The organism is Brachybacterium rhamnosum (assembly GCF_039526185.1).
GTDB classification, from domain to species: Bacteria; Actinomycetota; Actinomycetes; order Actinomycetales; family Dermabacteraceae; genus Brachybacterium; species Brachybacterium rhamnosum.
On record NZ_BAAAIS010000002.1, the window covers coordinates 1368759 to 1384939 of the forward strand.

Consider the following 16181-nt stretch of genomic DNA (forward strand, 5'->3'; position numbering starts at 1 on the left):
GGATGCGCAGGGGAGGGCGGGCCTCCCGGGTCAGGCGTCCTCGCGGTCGCCGATCCCCGTGACGGCCTCCACGATCGCGGAGAGGATGCCGATGATGACGCCCGCGAGCAGCGCCCACCAGAAGGTGTCGAAGGCCAGCGTGAGCCCGAACAGGCCGGAGACCCAGCTGGTCAGCAGCAGGATCAGCGTGTTGATGACGAGCTGGAAGAGACCCAGCGTCAGGCACGTGATCGGCAGGGCGAGGAGGGACAGGATCGGCTTCACGATCGTGTTGAGGATCGCGAGGATGAGGGCGATCGCCGCGATCGTGAGCACCTGGGTGAGGATCGAGGCGGAGTCGTCGCCGAGGTGCATGCCGGGCAGGATCAGGGCGGTGACCCACAGGGCGAGGGACGTGACGATGATGTGGCCGAGGAATCGCATGCCCCCATCATCGCCGTCGGCCCGGGCGGGCGCACGGGGGATATCCCCGTGCCGGGCCCTCGATCGCGCTGCGAGGATCGGCGCATGAGCGCTCTCTCCCGCCATCTGGTCGTCGACGGCCGTCGTGTGCACCTGCTGGGGTCCGTCGGCTCGACGGACGGGACGGCGGTGGGGGACCCGGAGGGGGACCTCGTGCTGCTCGAGCCGGGGCTCGGGGCGGGGGCGGCGAGCTGGGGAGCGGTGCTCGACGGCCTCGCGGCGGCAGGGCCCGTCGGCCCGCTGCAGGTGCTCGCCCACGACCGTGCCGGCTACGGGGCCAGCGACCCGGCGGGCGGCCCCCGGGACCTGGGTGCGCTCGCCGCGGAGCTCGGGACGGTCGTCGCGGCGGTGCCGCACCGACGGCTCGTGCTCGTGGGCCACAGCTGGGGCGGACCCGTGGTGCGCACGCTCGCCGCCGACCTCGCCGCCCAGGGGCGCGCGGTCGCCGGCGTGGTGCTCGTGGACCCGGCGGACGAGCTCGCCGACCTGTACTTCACCCCGACGGTCGAGGTGATGAACCGCGTGCAGGGCCACGCGATGGTGCTGCTGGACCGGGCGCACCTGCTGCGTCGCCTCCAGCGTTCCGCGACCCGCGGACTGCCCGAGGCCCATCGCGAGCAGGCCGCCGCGTCCGTCGCGACCGCCGCCGCGGCGCGCACCGTGCGCGAGGAGGCCCGCCACATCACGCGCGGCCTGCGGCATCTGCGGCTCGACCCGCCGGACCTCCGCGGGGTGCCGCTCACGGTCATCTCAGGCAGGCGACCCGAGGGGCTCGGCCGGCGGCTGCGGGACGAGCTCACCGCGGCGCACCGCGAGCGCGCCGGGCCGAGACCGGGCGCAGGTGCGGGCCGGTTCGTCGCCGCGGAGCGGTCGGGGCACCTCGTCCCCGTCGACCAGCCCGAGCTCGTGGTCGAGGAGATCCTGCGGCTGCTGGGCTGAGCGACACTCTCCGCTCCTCGCGCCCCACGGACGCGGCGGTCGGCAGGGTCGGGACGGCATACCCTGACGGCATGCCCGACCAGCCCTCCCAGCCCCAGCCTGCCCAGCCCGTCGAGTCGATCCGCGTGCGGCCCGCCCTCGAGGCGCTCCCCGCCTACGTGGCCGGCCGGCCCCCGGCCGACGACGGGCGCCGCCGCTTCAAGATCTCCTCGAACGAGTCGCCGTTCCCGCCGCTGCCGGAGGTGCGGGACGCGGCGATCGCGGCGATGACGGGCACGAACCGGTACCCGGACGCGGCCGCGCTGCAGCTGCGCGAGGCGCTCGGTGCGGAGCACGGCGTGGACCCCTCCCAGGTGGTGCTCTCCACCGGGGCGGTCGCCGTGAGCGGCGACCTCGTGCGGGCGCTCGTGGGCGACGGGGACGAGGTGGTCTTCGCCTGGCGCTCCTTCGAGGCGTACCCGATCCTCGTGGGCTCGCACGGTGGGACCTCCGTCCCCGTGCCGCTCACCGACGCCCTCGAGCACGACCTCCCGGCGATGGCCGCGGCGATCACCGAGCGCACCCGGCTCGTGCTGCTGTGCACCCCGAACAACCCCACCGGCGTCTCGCTCACCACGGAGGCGATCGAGGAGTTCCTGGGGTCGGTGCCCGAGGACGTCGTCGTCGCGATCGACGAGGCCTACCGCGAGTTCCACGACCCGCGGACGGTGCTGGACACCGCCGCGCTGTTCCGGCGCCACGGGAACGTCGTGGTGCTGCGGACCTTCTCGAAGATGCAGGGCCTCGCGGGCCTGCGGATCGGGTACGCGATCGCGCACCCGCGCCTGGCGCGTGCGCTGTCCCAGGTGACGGTGCCCTTCGGGGCGAGCCTGCCGGCGCAGGCCGCGGCCCTCGCGACCCTGGAGCCCGCTGTGCGGGAACGGCTCGACGAGCAGGCGGCATGGATCCGCTCCGAGCGCGGACGGGTGCAGTCGGCCCTCGCCGCGCAGGGCTGGGAGCTCCCGGCCTCGCAGGGCAACTTCGTCTACTTCCCGCTCGGTGAGGACTCCGCGGCCTTCGCGGCCTTCGCCGAGGAGCGGGGGGTCGTGCTGCGCAGCTACGGCACGGACGGCGTGCGTGCCTCCATCGCCGAGGCGGAGGCGAGCGATCTGCTCATCTCTGCGGCCGCCGCCTGGCGGGAGCGCGCCGACCAGCGCTGAGCACCTCTCTCCCCGGGAGCGTCATCCCCGGGGAGGCCGGTGACCGGCGAGGAGCCTCTCGAGGGCGACCCCGAGAGGGTGGGCCGGCGCAGGCGGCCGGCGACGGCGACGGAGGTGCGTCCGCAGGCTCTCCTGGGTCGAGGAGCCGGGCGACGCCGAGACGGACGGCGCGCGCTTCGCGGGCAGGGGTCGGACCAGCGGGCGCGGCCCGGTGACGCGCGTGACGCCGCTGTGCCCGGTCCACGCCACGCGGTGCGCGGGCGGACTCTGCTGCGCGGTGCCGCCCGGCGGATCGGCATGCTCCGCCGCCGCACCGATCGTCTCGACCCGCGCGAGCTGCTGCTCCTTGTCGTTGCAGTGCGCGCAGAGCTCCTGGCCGTTCCTCGCGCTCGTGGGCCCGCCCCGTGCGTGAGGGTGCACGTGGTCGTGCTGGCGGGCGGCGGCGTTGCAGAACGGACCACGGCAGGAGGTGTCCCGCCAGGTGAGGAAGCGACCGAGCGCCGCGGGGAACGCCCGGCCCTGGGACTCCACCGCGACGAGCTCGCCGCTCGTGGGATGCGTGTACAGGCGTCGCAGCACCGCGCGCACCTCGGGGCCGTCGGCCCCGAAGGGGTCGGCGACGGGGTGGTCGACGGAGGACGGTGCGGGCGGCGTCAGGCAGGCGCGCAGCTGCTCGCGGATCGCCTCGGGCGGGACGGCTCCGTAGCCGGCGATGCGGGCGGGGTCCCCGGAGTCCGGCAGCAGCAGGGCGCGGTCGGTGATGATGACGCCGACGTCGAGCTCGACCTGCTCCATCGCGCCTTCGCGTCCCAGCACGGTGTCCACGAGGGAGTCCGCCATGATCGCCACGTGGCCGTCCGAGGCGCCGTCGGCGCGACGACGCTCCGCCTCGAGGGAGAGGCGCTTGTGCACGAGGTGCGCGTCGACTGCGGGCAGCAGGGCGGAGAACCGGGCCATGCCGTCCGCCCCCGGGGTGAGCGTGACGGAACGGGTGCGACGGGCCCGGCGATGGCGCAGGGTCGCGCCCTCGGGGTCGAGGCCCGCGATGATCCCGTGGGCCTCGTCCCTCCAGTCCCGCAGCCCGGCGCCGTCGAGGTAGGGCAGGCGCTCGCCGAGGGCCGCGTCCACCTCGCGACGCTGCGCGGAGGTGACCGTCGCGGTCGCCGTCGCGAGCGCGGTGGCGACCTCGGGGGAGAGGAGGTGGCGGGCGAGCGCGGTGCGGACCTGCGGCATCTCCTCGACGAGCCGGTGGGCCACGGCGAGGGCGCGCCCGGCGTGCGCGGGGGAACGGCTGGAGATCAGCGAGAGGTCGCGGCGCGCGATCGCGGCGGCGCGGTCGTCGAGCGCGGTGGGTGACGGGAGCGCGGCCTGCTCGTGCGCGGCCTCGTCCCGGGCGCGGGCCTCGACCTCCCGGCGGGTCTGCGTCTCGAGGGCCACGGCCGTGCGCGCCTCGAGCACCTGGAGCGCGGCGCGCAGGTCCTGCTGGACGGCGAGCAGGTGGACGAGGGTGCGGGAGCCCGCCTCCGCTGCGGTGGTGGGCGCCTCGGGGGTGAAGAGCTCACCCGGCTCCGCGGCGAGATCGGCGAGGCAGTGCGCCACGTCCCCGAGCAGGTGGCCGAGTCCCGCCAGGTCGCCGTCGCGCAGGCTCGCGGCCGTGGCCCGGAAGGGCGTGGGGCCCTCCTGGGCGGCGGGGGAGCGGGGCGTCGTCGACATGCCTCCATTCTCCCATGAGCGAGTCGATTTCGAAAGGGTGTACGACGAATCTGTGGACAGGTATCCGTGGACAGATGGTGACATCACTCGAGGTCAGTGGGTGTCCCCGATGTCAAGGACTGCACCGTGAATGTGGATGGATGGGCCGTGGGGAGGAAAGGTTGGACCTTGGGGTGCGGAGGGAGGGGCGTGCGGGAGCGGCGGGGTGGCGGAGGGTGACGCGGAGGTGGTCACCGGTGAGGTGCGAGCGGCTGCGCCGCTACCCTGGGAGCGTCGGACGAGGTGGATCGGCGCGCGCCGCGCAGGCCCTGCGCGGGGACGGCGCCGGCAGGGGAGGACTGCATGGTGCGGGGTGCCGCGACGAGTGCCCGGGAGCGGATGCCCGCACGGCTCGGGGGTCCGCGGGCGCATCTCGTCTGGATCGTCGCGATCCTCGCCTATGCGATCGCGGTCCTGCAGCGCACCACGATGGGCGTCTCCGGCCTCGAGGCGACCGAGCGCTTCGGCACCTCCGCCACGATCGTCTCCACCTTCGTCGTCCTCCAGCTCCTCGTCTACGCGCTCGCCCAGATCCCCGCTGGCCTGCTCCTGGACCGCTACGGCTCCCGCGTCACGCTCGTCGCCGGGGCGCTGCTCATGGGGAGCGGGCAGCTGCTGCTCGCCCATGCGGACGTCGTCGGCACCGCGATCCTCGCCCGCGTGGTCGTGGGTGCCGGGGACGCGCTGACCTTCTCGAGCGCGATCCGGCTCGTGCCCGCCTGGTTCCCCGCCTCCCGCGTCCCCGTGCTCACGCAGCTCACCGGCATCCTCGGCCAGGTCGGCCAGATCGCCTCCGCGGTGCCCTTCGTCGCCCTGCTCGGCGCGGCCGGGTGGACCACGGCCTTCACGGGCGCCGCCGGGATGAGCGCCGTCGCCGCGCTGCTCGTCCTGCTGATCGTGCGCGCCGTGCCGCCGGGTGCGCCGCGGCCGCGGGCCCGACAGGACCTGCGCCGGATGCCGCTGCAGGTCGCGCGGATCGTGCGCCATCCCTCGACCCAGCTGGGCTTCTTCTCCCACTTCACCGCCGGCTTCCCCGGGATCGTCTTCGCGATGATGTGGGGCTACCCGTACCTGACGGCCGGGGAGGGGCTCGGCCGTGCGGCGGCCTCGGGCGTGATGACGGTGCTCGTGGTGGTCTCGATCGTGGGTGGCCCGCTCGTCGGTGCGCTCACCCAGCGCCATCCGCTGCGCCGCTCGACCCTCGTGCTGCTCATCGTGCTCTCGATCGTGCTGCCGCTCACCGCGCTCGTGCTCTGGCCGGGGCCGGCGCCGCTGTGGCTGCTGCTGGTCATGGTCGCCGGGTTCTCCGTGGGCGGCCCCGCCTCCTCGGTGGGCTTCGACTTCCCGCGCACGGACCTCGCCCAGCACCGCCTCGGCACGGCGACGGGCGTCGTGATCATGGGCGGGTTCATCGGCGGGCTCGTGGCCACGCTGCTGATCGGCGTGCTGCTGGACCTCCAGCGCCCCGCGGGCGACTACGACCTCGAGGCCTTCCGCCTCGCCTTCGCCGTCCAGCTGCCGCTGCTCGCGCTCGGGGTCACGGGGATGCTGGTCTCCCGCTGGCGGCTGCGCCGACGGATGGCCGCGCGCGGCCTCCAGGTGCCGCCGTGGCGCGAGGTCTGGCGCAGCGGACGCTGGCGCCGGCTGTGAGCGCCCTCGCGGGATCGGCGGGATCGACGGGGCCGACGCTGCACCTCACCGTGGGGCTCCCGGGCACCGGCAAGACGACCTGGGCGCGGGCCTTCGCGGAGCGGCACCGGATCCTGCGGCTCGCCCCGGACGAGTGGATGAACCCGCTCTTCGGGGCGTCGGACGTCGACGGCAGCCGGGACGTGCTCGAGGGGCGCATGATCTGGACCGCCGTGCAGGTCCTGCGCGGCGGCTCCTCGGTCGTGCTCGACTTCGGCTGCTGGTCCGCGGAGGAGCGGTGGTCGCTGCGGGCGATCGCCGCGGCCGCGGGGGCCGGGTTCCGCCTGGAGTCCTTCTCCGTCCCCGAGCCCGAGCGGCGACGCCGCGCCGACGAGCGCTTCCGCGCCGCCCCGCACACGACCTTCGCGATGTCCGACGAGGACCACGACCGGTACCTCGCCCTGTTCACGCCGCCCACGGCGGACGAGATCGCGGGCACCCCGTTCCCTGCGCCGCCCGTCGGCCATGCGACGTGGACGGCGTGGGCGGACTCCCGCTGGCCGGCGCTGGGCGACATGGGGGCGGGAGACCCCTTGCCTCCGTCCCCGCACGTGCCGTAGCGTTCCTCCCGACACTTTATTTCAAGGAGGAAGTATGTCGTTCACGCTGGGCATCATCGGGATCGGACAGTTCGGGTCCCACTTCGCGGAGCTCTTCTCGGCCCATCCCGACATCTCCGCGGTCTACGCCGTGGACGACGTCCCCGAGCGCATCGACGCGCTCGAGCAGCGCCCCGAGCACGCCGTGAGCTTCGCCGGCCGCTTCGGCTCCGTCGAGGAGCTCCTCGCCTCCGACGTCGACGCCGTCGCGATCTTCACCCAGCGCTGGACCCACGGGCGCATCGCGATCGCCGCCCTCGAGGCCGGCAAGCACGTCTACTCGGCCGTGCCGATGGCGATCGAGGAGGCGGAGATCCGCGAGATCACCCGCCTCGTCCAGGAGACCGGGCTCGTCTACATGATGGGCGAGACCAGCCAGTACAACGCCGCCGTCGTGCTCGCCCGCCGGATCCACCGCTCCGGCGCGTTCGGCGAGGTCTTCTACGCCGAGGGCGACTACGTCCACGACATGGACCTCGGCTTCTACGACGCCTACAAGTACTCCGGCGGTGAGGGCTGGAGGTCGACCGCCTCCTACCCGCCCATGCTCTACCCGACCCACTCGATCGGCGGGATCCTCGGCGTGCTCGGCGAGCGCCACGCGGTGTCAGTCTCCTGCATCGGCCGGCCGGACACCCGCGGCGACGGCGTCTTCGACAAGACCGTCTCCCAGTTCGACAACGACGTCTCCAACGCCTTCGCCCTGTTCGAGATGGACAACGGCGGCGCCTTCCGCACCAACGAGCTGCGGCGCGTGGGCTACCCGAGCCACAAGCGCGAGTCCCGCTTCCGCTTCTTCGGCGAGGAGGCGAGCTTCGAGGAGACCGTCGACGTCACCTACTGGCACGACAAGGAGACCGTCCTCGAGGTCACCGAGCTCGTCGCGACCGGCAGCACGATGAGCCTGGACGACCCGCGCCTGGCCGACGTCTCTCCCACCCTGCGCGACGCCTTCGTCGCCGGCGCCTCGCCCGCGCACCACCAGACCCGCCTGCCCGCCGAGTTCCAGGGCATGCCCAACGGCCACGAGGGCGCCCACCACTTCCTCGTGGACGACTTCGCGCGCGCCGTCTCCGGCGGCCACCAGCCCGTCGTCAACGCCTGGCAGGCCGCGCGCTACACGCTCCCCGGCGTGATCGCCCACCAGTCGATGCGCGCCGGCGGCGCCCGCCTGGAGATCCAGGACCTCGGCGACTGCCCGCTGCCCGTCGTCGACCTCGACGCCGAGCAGGAGACCCTCGACAAGGCCGCGCTCGAGCGTGCCGTGGCGGAGGCGGGCGGCACGACGACGGGCGCCTGACCCGACACCGGCCCCCTGCGGCGCACGAGGGTCGGTGGCGTCGCTAGGCTTCACGGATGAGCCCAAGAACCCCTCTCGAGCAGCTCCGCCGTCGGCTGCTCGCCACAGGGCCGGGGCCCCGGCTGCTGGGTCCTCGTGCTGCGCTCGCCCACCAGCTCACGCTCTCGGCGTGCCTGCTGGTGGGCGTGCTGCTGGTGAGCGACCGGACGCTCGGCAACCCGGCCCTGTACTGGGGCGGCCAGGTCGCCGTCCACCTGTTCACCCTCGTCCTGCTCGTCACGGTCGTCGTCGGCCGCGCGGGCCGGGTGGCACGACCCCGCTCCGCGGACCTCCTGATCCTGCTCCCCGTCGCGGACCTGCTGGTCCTCGCCGTCTCGCGGTGGTCGCTCGCGAACGTCATGGGGTTCCAGGGTTTCCTCATGGCGGTGCCCTGCGTGTGGCTCGCCGCCCAGCTGCGCTACCGGGGCGCGATGCTGGGCATCGGCATCTCGCTCCTCTCCGTGCCGCTGGGCCTCGTGATCACCCCGGCGCTGGATCCCGTGGCCGTGCTCTCGAGAGGACTGGCCTCGAGCCTGCTCGTGGCCGCCATGGGGCTCGTGGTGGCGTCGGCGATGGTGCGGCTGGACGAGCACACGCGCCGCCTCGAGGCCGTGAGCGCGTCCCTCGGCGTGGTGAGTCTCGTCCTCGACGAGGACGGCCGCGTGCTCGAGTCCTCCGGCCGGCTGCGCGGCGCCTCCCGCGGCCTCGACGTCCACGACCTGCTCGCCGATCCCGTGTTCGGCGAGAGCGGGCGCAGTCCGTTGCCCCCGGAGCGTCACCCGCTGGCCCGTGCCGCCCGCGGCAGCGAGCTGGACGGTGAGGCGGTCTGGTCCTCGGGGGCGACCGGGCGCCGGGTCGCGCTCTCCGTCTCCTCCACGCGGCTCGACCCCGACCGCATGCTCGTCGTCGTGCACGACGTGACGGCCTCCCTGGGGGCGGTGCTCCAGGAGGAGCAGTTCCTCGCGAACATCTCCCACGAGCTGAAGACCCCGCTGACCTCGATCACCGGGTACGTCGAGCTGATCGAGGACGAGGTCGCCGAGGGGGCGGGCGGCGACCCCGAGACGATCCGCCGGCACCTGGCCGTGGTCAGCCGCAACGTCGAACGCCTCCAGCGTCTGATCCTGGGGCTGCTCGAGACCGCCCGCACCGTGAGCGGCGACCGGATCGGGTCCGGCGGGGGACCCCGTCGCGTCATCGCCCTGGACGAGCTCCTCCGCCGGCAGGTGGAGGCGCTCGAGCCGCGGCTGCGGGCCCGCAGGCTCCGCGTCGACCTTGCCGGGGTCGCCGCGTCCGTGGAGCTGGTCAACGCCGACCCCGAGCGGCTCGGGCAGGCCGTCGACAACGTGCTCACCAACGCCGTGAAGTACGCCCACGAGGGCGGGACCGTCACCGTGTCGCTCGGCACCGAGGGGCCCGATGCCGTCCTGGGTGTCGCCGACGAGGGCATCGGCATCGGCGCGGAGGACCTCGAGCGCCTGTTCACGCCGTACTTCCGGGCGCGCACGGCCACGGGCGCGGGCGTCGCCGGGTACGGCCTGGGGCTGATGATCACCCGTCGCATCGTGCGCGCGCACGGCGGGGAGATGGCGATCTCCTCCGAGGTGGGCGTGGGGACCCGGGTGGAGATGAGGATCCCGCTGGTGCGGACCTGAGGACAGGGGTCAGGAGGCGTCGAACCCGGAGCGGGTCATCTCGCCCCACACCGCCGTCCTCCCGCGCACCGCCTGCCACCAGCCCTGGAGACGCCACACCGCGGTGAGCTGACGGTAGCCGAGGTTCTCCAGCAGCGCGCAGCCCATCATGAGCAGGAGGTCCCCCGCGGTGGAGGCGCGTCGCAGGGAGATCTCCTCGAGGAGCACGGAGAGGATCGTGACCAGCACGCCGCATCCGATCGCGACGCCCAGCAGGGCGAGGGTCATCGTCGCGTTCACGGCACCGGTCAGCAGCGCGGCGAGGATGATCACCGCGCCGAGCACCTCGAACAGCGGCGCGAGCAGCTCGAACAGCCAGTAGTAGGGGAGCCCCAGCATGCCGATGCGCCCGTAGCGGGGGTTCAGCAGCATGCCGCGGTACTTCCACAGGACCTCCCACAGCCCGCGGTGCCATCGGGCGCGCTGGCGGTGCAGCACGGCCAGGGTGGAGGGCACCTCGGTCCAGCAGGTCGGCTCGGAGACGTACACGACGCGGTAGTCGCGGCGTCGCCGGCGGCACCAGCGATGGACCTTGAGGGTGAGCTCGAAGTCCTCGCCGATCGTGTCGGGGTCCAGTGCGCCGACGGCCAGCAGCACGTCCCGTCGGTAGACGCCGAAGGCGCCGGAGATGAGCAGCAGTGCACCGAGGCGGGACCACCCCGCCCGGCCCAGGCTGAACGCCCGGAGGTACTCGACCACCTGGAAGCGGGCCAGCCAGGGGCGCGGCATGCCCTCCGCGGTGACGCGGCCGGCGACGACGCGGCTGCCGTTGACGGCGCGGATGTTCCCCCCGGCGGCGACGACCCGCAGCGGGTCGTCGAGGAAGGGCTGGACCGCGAGGAGCAGGGCGTCGGGGTCCATGACGGAGTCGGAGTCCATGATGACCACGAGGTCCTTCGCGGCGAGGCCGATCCCCGCGTTGACGGCGTCGGAGCGCCCGGAGTTCTCGGTGTCGAGCACGACGAGCGGGATCGAGGGGTCGCGGGGCTCGAGCACGCCCCGCACGCGGCCGCGGATCTCCAGATGCGGCCCGGTGTCCACGACACGGCGGCTCTCGACGAGGTCGAAGGTCTCCCGGAGGACGGCGAGGGTCGGGTCCGTGGACCCGTCGTTGACGACGACGACCTCGTGGTCGGGGTAGTCGAGGGCGAGCGCGGAGCGCACCGACTCGATGATCACCGCGGACTCGTTGTACGCGGGGAGGATCACCGTCAGGCCCAGGGAGACCGGGGACGTGGCTGTCTCGGCGAGGTCGAGGACGGAGCGCCGTGCGGCCGAGCGCCGGGTGTCCGCGAACCCGAGCAGCACCAGGCACAGGTAGACGGCGTTGATCGCCACGAAGTACGCGAGGGTCGGCCAGGCGGTCCAGATCAGCACCGTCCGGACGACCTGGTGGGCGGTGGTGCCGGTGAGGTCCAGGAGCTCGATCACGGGTGGGCCTCCGGGGACGGTGGTGCGGGTTGCGCCGCGAGCAGCGGGGTGAGGAGGGGATCGGGCCGACGCGCCACCTCGGCGAGGGCCGCGGCGGTGACCTCGCGGGGCAGGGCGAGGAGGGCGAGCAGGCTGTGCGTGCGCACCGGGCCCCAGGGGGAGCGGGTCCCGTCCAGGAGCGCCGGCACGGCGGACGCCCGGCCGACCCGCTCGAGGGCGGTGGCGGCGGCGAGCTGCACCCCGGGGGTCGGGTCGCGGCGCAGGAGGCGGCCCAGCGCCGCGGCGTCGGCGGTGCTCGTGAGCTCCCCGAGCGTCTGGGCGCACGCGGCCCGCACGCGGCTCGACGGGTCGACGAGGCCTTCCCGGATCGCGGCCAGGGCGTCGGCGGACGCGGCACCCTGGGCGATGAGCGAGGTGACGACCACCAGCGCGGGGACCTCGCCGCGGCCGCGGAGACGCTCGAGCGCCGCGGCGACGGAGGCGCGGCCGGGGTACGACGCCGCCGCCCGGATCGCGATCGCCGCGACGACGGGTGAGGGGTCGGCGGTGGCCCCGCGGATCAGGTCCTCGTCGGTGGGGAGGGCGAGCTGTCCGAGCCGGCGGAGGGCGGCGGCGCGCACGGTCGTGCGTCGGGACCGAGCCCGTCTCCGCAGCCGGGGCGGGTGCCCCCGGTCCACGAGCAGGGCGACGATGCGCTCCCGGGAGTCGCCGCGGAGGGTCTCGAGCACGGAGAGGAGGCGCTCGTCCACCCGGTCGCCGAAGGCGCCGGAGGCGCGGGCGAGGGTGCCCTCGAGCGCGGGGTCGTCCTCCTCGGCGAGGGCGAAGCGCACGACGAGGGGACGGGCCCTGCGGTCCAGCTCCTCTCGGTGCCGGGATCTCCCCCGGCGCAGGGCGTGGGAGAGGAGGATGAGCAGGACCGTCGCGGCGATGAGTGTCCAGAGCGCGGCGAGGGCGACGAGGATCAGGTGCGGCGTGAGGAGCGTCATCGGCGGGCGAGCATCGCGCCGACCCGGGCTGCGAGCTCACGGGGCGAGAAGGGCTTGGTCATGTAGTCGTCGACCCCGGCGGTGAAGCCGTTCTCGAGGTCGCGCTCCTGGCTGCGGGCGGTGAGCATGAGGATCCTCAGCTGCGATCCCTCGGCGCGCAGCGCCCTCACGAGGTCCACGCCGGTCATCCCGGGCATCATGTGGTCGACCACCGCGAGGTCCACGTCGCGACGGGAGGCGAGCACATCGCGCGCCGCCTCGCCGGAGCCCGCGACGGTCACCTCGTGCCCACCCGCGCGCAGCTTGAGGGAGACGAGCTCCACGATGTCCGGGTCGTCGTCCACCACGAGAATGTGCGCCATGGGTCAAGCCTAGATGCCGGTGCGGCATGCGGTGCGACCGCCGGCGGGGCACCTCCCTGCACGGAGCCCTGCTTGGAACCTACGCCACCGTAGGTTAGTCTCTCCGCCGTGAGCGTGTTCCAGACGACGATCCCCGCCGTGGCCGACCAGGAGCCGATGATCCAGCTCCTCGCACCGGACGGCACACGGACCCCGCACGACGAGTTCGACGCCGTCCTCGACGGCAGCGCGGGCGGGGGCGGTGACGACGACCTCCAGACCCCCGAGCGCCTGCGCGGCTACTACCGCGACATGGTGATGATCCGCGCCGCGGACCTCGAGGCGACGAGCCTCCAGCGGCAGGGCCAGCTGGGCCTGTGGGCGAGCGCCCTGGGGCAGGAGGCCGCGCAGATCGGCGCCGGCCACGCGTCCCGCGCCCACGACTACCTCGTGCCCACGTACCGCGAGCACGGCGTCGCGTGGGCCCGCGGCATCGAGCCCTGGCGCCTGCTCGAGATGTTCCGCGGCATCAGCCACGGCGGCTGGGACCCCGCGGAGCTGCGCACCCACCCGTACATGATCGTGCTCGGCTCCCAGGCCCCGCACGCCGTCGGCTACGCGATGGGCCTGCAGCGCGACGGTCTCGTCGGCACCGGCGACCGGGACACCGACACCGCCGTGCTCGCCCTGTTCGGCGACGGCGCCTCGAGCGAGGGCGAGGTCGCGGAGTCCTTCACCTTCGCCGCCTCCTTCCAGGCGCCCACCGTCTTCTACACGCAGAACAACCAGTGGGCGATCTCCGTCCCCACCGCCGTCCAGTCCCGCGTGCCGCTCGCCCAGCGCTCCCGCGGCTGGGGCATCCCCTCGGTGCGCGTGGACGGCAACGACGTGCTCGCCGTCATGGGCGCCGTGCGCAGCGCCCTCGACGCCGCCCGCGCGGGGGAGGGGCCCCGCTTCATCGAGGCCGTCACCTACCGCATGGCCGCGCACACCACGAGCGACGACGCCTCCCGCTACCGTCCCGGCGCCGAGGAGCAGGAATGGGCGGAGAAGGACCCGATCCTGCGGCTGCGCCGCCACCTCGAGCAGCTCGGCGAGATCGGCGAGGACTACGTGAAGCGCTGCGACGAGGAGGGCCACGACCTCGCGATGCAGCTGCACCACCACATCCACGGCATGGAGGACCCGGACCCGGTGATGATCTTCGACCACGTCTACGCCGAGCCCCACCCCGTCGTGGACGCCGAGCGCGAGCAGTACCTCGAGTACGCCGCCCAGTTCGAGGACGAGGAGACCGCGCGATGACCGAGACCCGCTCCGGGCACGCCACGACGCTGCCCATCGCCAAGGCCATCACCGCCGGTCTCCGCGACGCCATGCGCGCCGACGACCACGTCATGCTCATGGGCGAGGACATCGGCCGCCTCGGCGGCGTGTTCCGCGTGACCGACGGCCTCTTCGACGAGTTCGGCGCCCTGCGCGTGGTCGACACGCCGCTCGGCGAGGCGGGGATCGTCGGCACCGCCGTCGGCCTCGCGATGCGCGGCTACCGGCCCGTCGTCGAGATCCAGTTCGACGGCTTCGTCTTCCCCGCCTTCAACCAGATCACCACGCAGGTCGCGAAGATGCACTACCGCACCGGCGGCCGCGTCACCCTGCCGATGGTCATCCGCATCCCGCACGGCGGCGGCATCGGCGCGGTCGAGCACCACTCCGAGAGCCCCGAGGCGCTCTTCGCGCACACCGCGGGCCTGCGGATCCTCGCCCCCGCCTCCGCGCAGGACGCCTACTGGATGACCCGCCAGGCCATCGAGTCCGAGGACCCGGTCATCATGCTCGAGCCCAAGAAGCGCTACTGGATCAAGGGCGACGTCGACCCCGACCACCGCCCCGAGCTGTCCCCGTGGCAGGCCCGCGTGCTGCGCGAGGGGACCGACGCGACGCTGCTCGCCTGGGGGCCGAGCGTGCCGCTCGCCCTCGAGTCCGCCGGCGCCGCGGAGGAGGACGGCACCTCGCTCGAGGTGATCGACCTGCGCTCCCTCGCGCCCCTGGACCTGCCCACCGTCACCGACTCGGTGCGCCGCACCGGCCGCCTCGTCATCGTCCACGAGGCGCCCGTGACCGGCGGCCTCGGCGGGGAGATCGCCGCCCGCGTCGCCGAGGAGTGCTTCTACCACCTCGAGGCGCCCGTGACGCGGGTGGGCGGCTACTCCACGCCGTATCCGCCCGCGCGCACCGAGCACGCCTACCTCCCCGACCTCGACCGGGTGCTCGATGCGGTGGACCGCGTCCTGCAGCACTGAAAGGATCACCGCCATGAGCTCCCAGCCCACCCCGTCGCTCGTCACGATCGACCTCACCGATCCCGGTGAGGGCCTCACCGAGGCGGAGATCCTCGACATCAAGGTGAAGCCCGGTGACGCCGTCGCCATCAACGACCCGGTGATCGAGGTCGAGACCGCCAAGAGCGCCGTCGAGCTCCCCAGCCACGTCGCCGGCACCGTCACCCGCGTGCTCGTCGCCGTGGGCGACGAGGTCGCCGTGGGCGCCCCGCTCATCGAGGTCGACACCGCGGGCGGCGCAGCGCCCTCCGGCGCAGCGACGCCCGACGTCGACACCGAGGTGCCCTCGCCCGAGGAGCCCGCGGCCGCGGCGCCGGACCCTGCCGACGCCGAGCCGAAGAACCTCGTGGGCTACGGCGCGAAGGAGGCCCCGCAGCGCCGGCGCCGCCGCCCCGCGGCCCAGGAGGAGCAGGCGGGGGACGAGCAGTACCCGGCCGAGCGCGCCCTCGCGAAGCCGCCCGTGCGCAAGCTCGCCCGCGACCTCGGCATCGCCCTGTCCTCCGTGATCGCGACGGGCCCCGGCGGCACCGTGACCCGCGAGGACGTGCTCGGCGCCCAGCAGCGCGCGATCTCCGGCACGACCTCCGGCGAGAGCGACGCCGACTTCTTCCCCGAGGAGTCCCCGCAGGTCCCCGAGGGGCTCGGCGGCGCCATGAAGTCCGTCCGCGACCAGCCCTTCGCCGGCGTCACGAGCGACGAGCGCACCACCCGCGCGCCCATCCGCTCCGTGCGCAAGCGCACCGCCGAGGCGATGGTGGCCTCCGCCTTCACCGCCCCCCACGTCACCGTGTTCAACGAGGTGGACATCACCGCGACCTGGGACATCGTCCAGCAGCTGAAGGCGTCACGGGAGTGGAAGGACGTCAAGGTCTCCCCGCTCGTCGTGGTCGCGAAGGCGCTGCTCGTCGCGATCCGCCGCAACCCCGAGGTGAACGCCTCCTGGGACGAGGCCGCCGGCGAGATCGTCTACAAGCACTTCGTGAACCTCGGCATCGCCGCGGCCACCCCGCGCGGGCTCATCGTGCCCAACATCAAGGACGCGCACCTCATGACCCTGCGCGAGCTCGCCGACGCGATCGACGACCTCGCCCGCACCGCCCGCGCCGGCCGCACCCCGCTCTCCGCGACCCGCCAGGGCACGATCACCATCACGAACTTCGGCGTGTTCGGCATCGACTCGGGCACCCCGATCCTCAACCCGGGCGAGTCCGTGATCCTCGGCGTGGGCGCGATCAAGGAGAAGCCGTGGGTGGTGGACGGCCAGATCGTCCCCCGCCGCGTCGTGCAGCTCGCCGCGAGCTTCGACCACCGCCTCATCGACGGCGCCCTCGGCGCGGAGCTCCTGCGGGACGTCTCCGCGGTGCTCGAGAACCCGAGCATGGGCCTGGTCTGGGGGTGACCGGTGGCC

14 protein-coding genes are annotated in these 16181 nt (G+C 74.0%); 9 read left to right on the plus strand and 5 right to left on the minus strand.

The window, feature by feature from the left end; translation table 11 throughout:
• Window positions 1-30: 30 nt before the first annotated feature.
• Window positions 31-423 carry a phage holin family protein gene (locus ABD080_RS08095; protein ID WP_137769927.1) on the minus strand — a complete coding sequence of 131 codons (393 nt, stop codon included), beginning with the start codon at window positions 421-423 and terminating at the stop codon, window positions 31-33.
• Window positions 424-507: 84 nt separating this feature from the next.
• Between ABD080_RS08095 and ABD080_RS08100 the strand changes: the two genes are divergently transcribed.
• A complete protein-coding gene (locus tag ABD080_RS08100; protein ID WP_343904348.1) occupies window positions 508-1401 on the plus strand; it encodes an alpha/beta fold hydrolase in 894 nt (297 codons plus the stop codon).
• A 71-nt stretch (window positions 1402-1472) separates the two neighbouring features.
• Window positions 1473-2600 (plus strand): histidinol-phosphate transaminase, encoded by a 1128-nt coding sequence (locus ABD080_RS08105; protein WP_343904349.1) that lies wholly within the window; start codon window positions 1473-1475, stop codon window positions 2598-2600.
• A gap of 21 nt (window positions 2601-2621) precedes the next feature.
• Here ABD080_RS08105 and ABD080_RS08110 read toward each other — a convergent pair whose 3' ends face one another.
• Window positions 2622-4313, minus strand: coding sequence for an HNH endonuclease (locus ABD080_RS08110; RefSeq protein ID WP_343904350.1), 1692 nt, complete (start codon window positions 4311-4313; stop codon window positions 2622-2624).
• A 342-nt stretch (window positions 4314-4655) separates the two neighbouring features.
• Here ABD080_RS08110 and ABD080_RS08115 point away from each other — a divergent pair, with 342 nt between their 5' ends.
• Genes ABD080_RS08115 through ABD080_RS08130 form a run of 4 tightly spaced genes read left to right on the plus strand, consistent with a single transcriptional unit; the run spans window position 4656 to window position 9634 of the window.
• Window positions 4656-6002 (plus strand): MFS transporter, encoded by a 1347-nt coding sequence (locus ABD080_RS08115; RefSeq protein WP_240811249.1) that lies wholly within the window; start codon window positions 4656-4658, stop codon window positions 6000-6002.
• The gene (locus ABD080_RS08120) at window positions 5999-6601 is read left to right on the plus strand and encodes a P-loop nucleotide/nucleoside kinase family protein (protein WP_205750681.1); all 603 of its coding nucleotides are present in this window, start codon (window positions 5999-6001) and stop codon (window positions 6599-6601) included. Before ABD080_RS08115 ends, ABD080_RS08120 begins: the two co-directional genes overlap by 4 nt.
• Window positions 6602-6635: 34 nt before the next feature.
• Window positions 6636-7940: a Gfo/Idh/MocA family protein gene (locus tag ABD080_RS08125; protein ID WP_137769930.1), complete on the plus strand. Its 1305-nt coding sequence runs from the start codon at window positions 6636-6638 to the stop codon at window positions 7938-7940.
• A gap of 56 nt (window positions 7941-7996) precedes the next feature.
• Window positions 7997-9634: a sensor histidine kinase gene (locus ABD080_RS08130; RefSeq protein ID WP_343904351.1), complete on the plus strand. Its 1638-nt coding sequence runs from the start codon at window positions 7997-7999 to the stop codon at window positions 9632-9634.
• Window positions 9635-9643: 9 nt separating this feature from the next.
• Here the strand turns inward: ABD080_RS08130 and ABD080_RS08135 are convergent, their stop codons facing one another.
• Genes ABD080_RS08135 through ABD080_RS08145 form a run of 3 tightly spaced genes read right to left on the minus strand, consistent with a single transcriptional unit; the run spans window position 9644 to window position 12452 of the window.
• Window positions 9644-11104, minus strand: coding sequence for a glycosyltransferase family 2 protein (locus tag ABD080_RS08135; protein ID WP_240811250.1), 1461 nt, complete (start codon window positions 11102-11104; stop codon window positions 9644-9646).
• A complete protein-coding gene (locus ABD080_RS08140) occupies window positions 11101-12090 on the minus strand; it encodes a HEAT repeat domain-containing protein (RefSeq protein ID WP_137769932.1) in 990 nt (329 codons plus the stop codon). The genes ABD080_RS08135 and ABD080_RS08140 overlap by 4 nt, the downstream gene beginning before the upstream one ends.
• Window positions 12087-12452, minus strand: a complete 366-nt coding sequence (locus ABD080_RS08145) for a response regulator transcription factor (RefSeq protein ID WP_137769933.1) — start codon at window positions 12450-12452, stop codon at window positions 12087-12089. Before ABD080_RS08145 ends, ABD080_RS08140 begins: the two co-directional genes overlap by 4 nt.
• A 156-nt stretch (window positions 12453-12608) precedes the next feature.
• Here ABD080_RS08145 and ABD080_RS08150 point away from each other — a divergent pair, with 156 nt between their 5' ends.
• From ABD080_RS08150 to ABD080_RS08160, 3 genes are read left to right on the plus strand one after another with little or no spacing between them, the layout of a single operon-like run.
• Window positions 12609-13736, plus strand: coding sequence for a thiamine pyrophosphate-dependent enzyme (locus ABD080_RS08150; protein ID WP_137771675.1), 1128 nt, complete (start codon window positions 12609-12611; stop codon window positions 13734-13736).
• Window positions 13733-14734 (plus strand): alpha-ketoacid dehydrogenase subunit beta, encoded by a 1002-nt coding sequence (locus ABD080_RS08155; protein WP_137769934.1) that lies wholly within the window; start codon window positions 13733-13735, stop codon window positions 14732-14734. Before ABD080_RS08150 ends, ABD080_RS08155 begins: the two co-directional genes overlap by 4 nt.
• A 13-nt stretch (window positions 14735-14747) precedes the next feature.
• Entirely contained in the window at window positions 14748-16172 is a 1425-nt protein-coding gene (locus tag ABD080_RS08160; protein WP_137769935.1) for a dihydrolipoamide acetyltransferase family protein, read from the plus strand.
• The last annotated feature ends 9 nt before the right edge of the window (window positions 16173-16181 follow it).

Bases quoted from the DNA above. Each gene is read 5' to 3' on its own strand.
- ABD080_RS08145 (WP_137769933.1), bottom strand. From the start codon at position 12,452: ATGGCGCACATTCTCGTGGTGGACGACGACCCGGACATCGTGGAGCTC.
- ABD080_RS08105 (WP_343904349.1), top strand. From the start codon at position 1,473: ATGCCCGACCAGCCCTCCCAGCCCCAGCCTGCCCAGCCCGTCGAGTCG.
- ABD080_RS08095 (WP_137769927.1), bottom strand. From the start codon at position 423: ATGCGATTCCTCGGCCACATCATCGTCACGTCCCTCGCCCTGTGGGTC.
- ABD080_RS08115 (WP_240811249.1), top strand. From the start codon at position 4,656: ATGGTGCGGGGTGCCGCGACGAGTGCCCGGGAGCGGATGCCCGCACGG.
- ABD080_RS08150 (WP_137771675.1), top strand. From the start codon at position 12,609: ATGATCCAGCTCCTCGCACCGGACGGCACACGGACCCCGCACGACGAG.
- ABD080_RS08160 (WP_137769935.1), top strand. From the start codon at position 14,748: ATGAGCTCCCAGCCCACCCCGTCGCTCGTCACGATCGACCTCACCGAT.
- ABD080_RS08140 (WP_137769932.1), bottom strand. From the start codon at position 12,090: ATGACGCTCCTCACGCCGCACCTGATCCTCGTCGCCCTCGCCGCGCTC.
- ABD080_RS08155 (WP_137769934.1), top strand. From the start codon at position 13,733: ATGACCGAGACCCGCTCCGGGCACGCCACGACGCTGCCCATCGCCAAG.
- ABD080_RS08130 (WP_343904351.1), top strand. From the start codon at position 7,997: ATGAGCCCAAGAACCCCTCTCGAGCAGCTCCGCCGTCGGCTGCTCGCC.
- ABD080_RS08100 (WP_343904348.1), top strand. From the start codon at position 508: ATGAGCGCTCTCTCCCGCCATCTGGTCGTCGACGGCCGTCGTGTGCAC.
- ABD080_RS08110 (WP_343904350.1), bottom strand. From the start codon at position 4,313: ATGTCGACGACGCCCCGCTCCCCCGCCGCCCAGGAGGGCCCCACGCCC.
- ABD080_RS08125 (WP_137769930.1), top strand. From the start codon at position 6,636: ATGTCGTTCACGCTGGGCATCATCGGGATCGGACAGTTCGGGTCCCAC.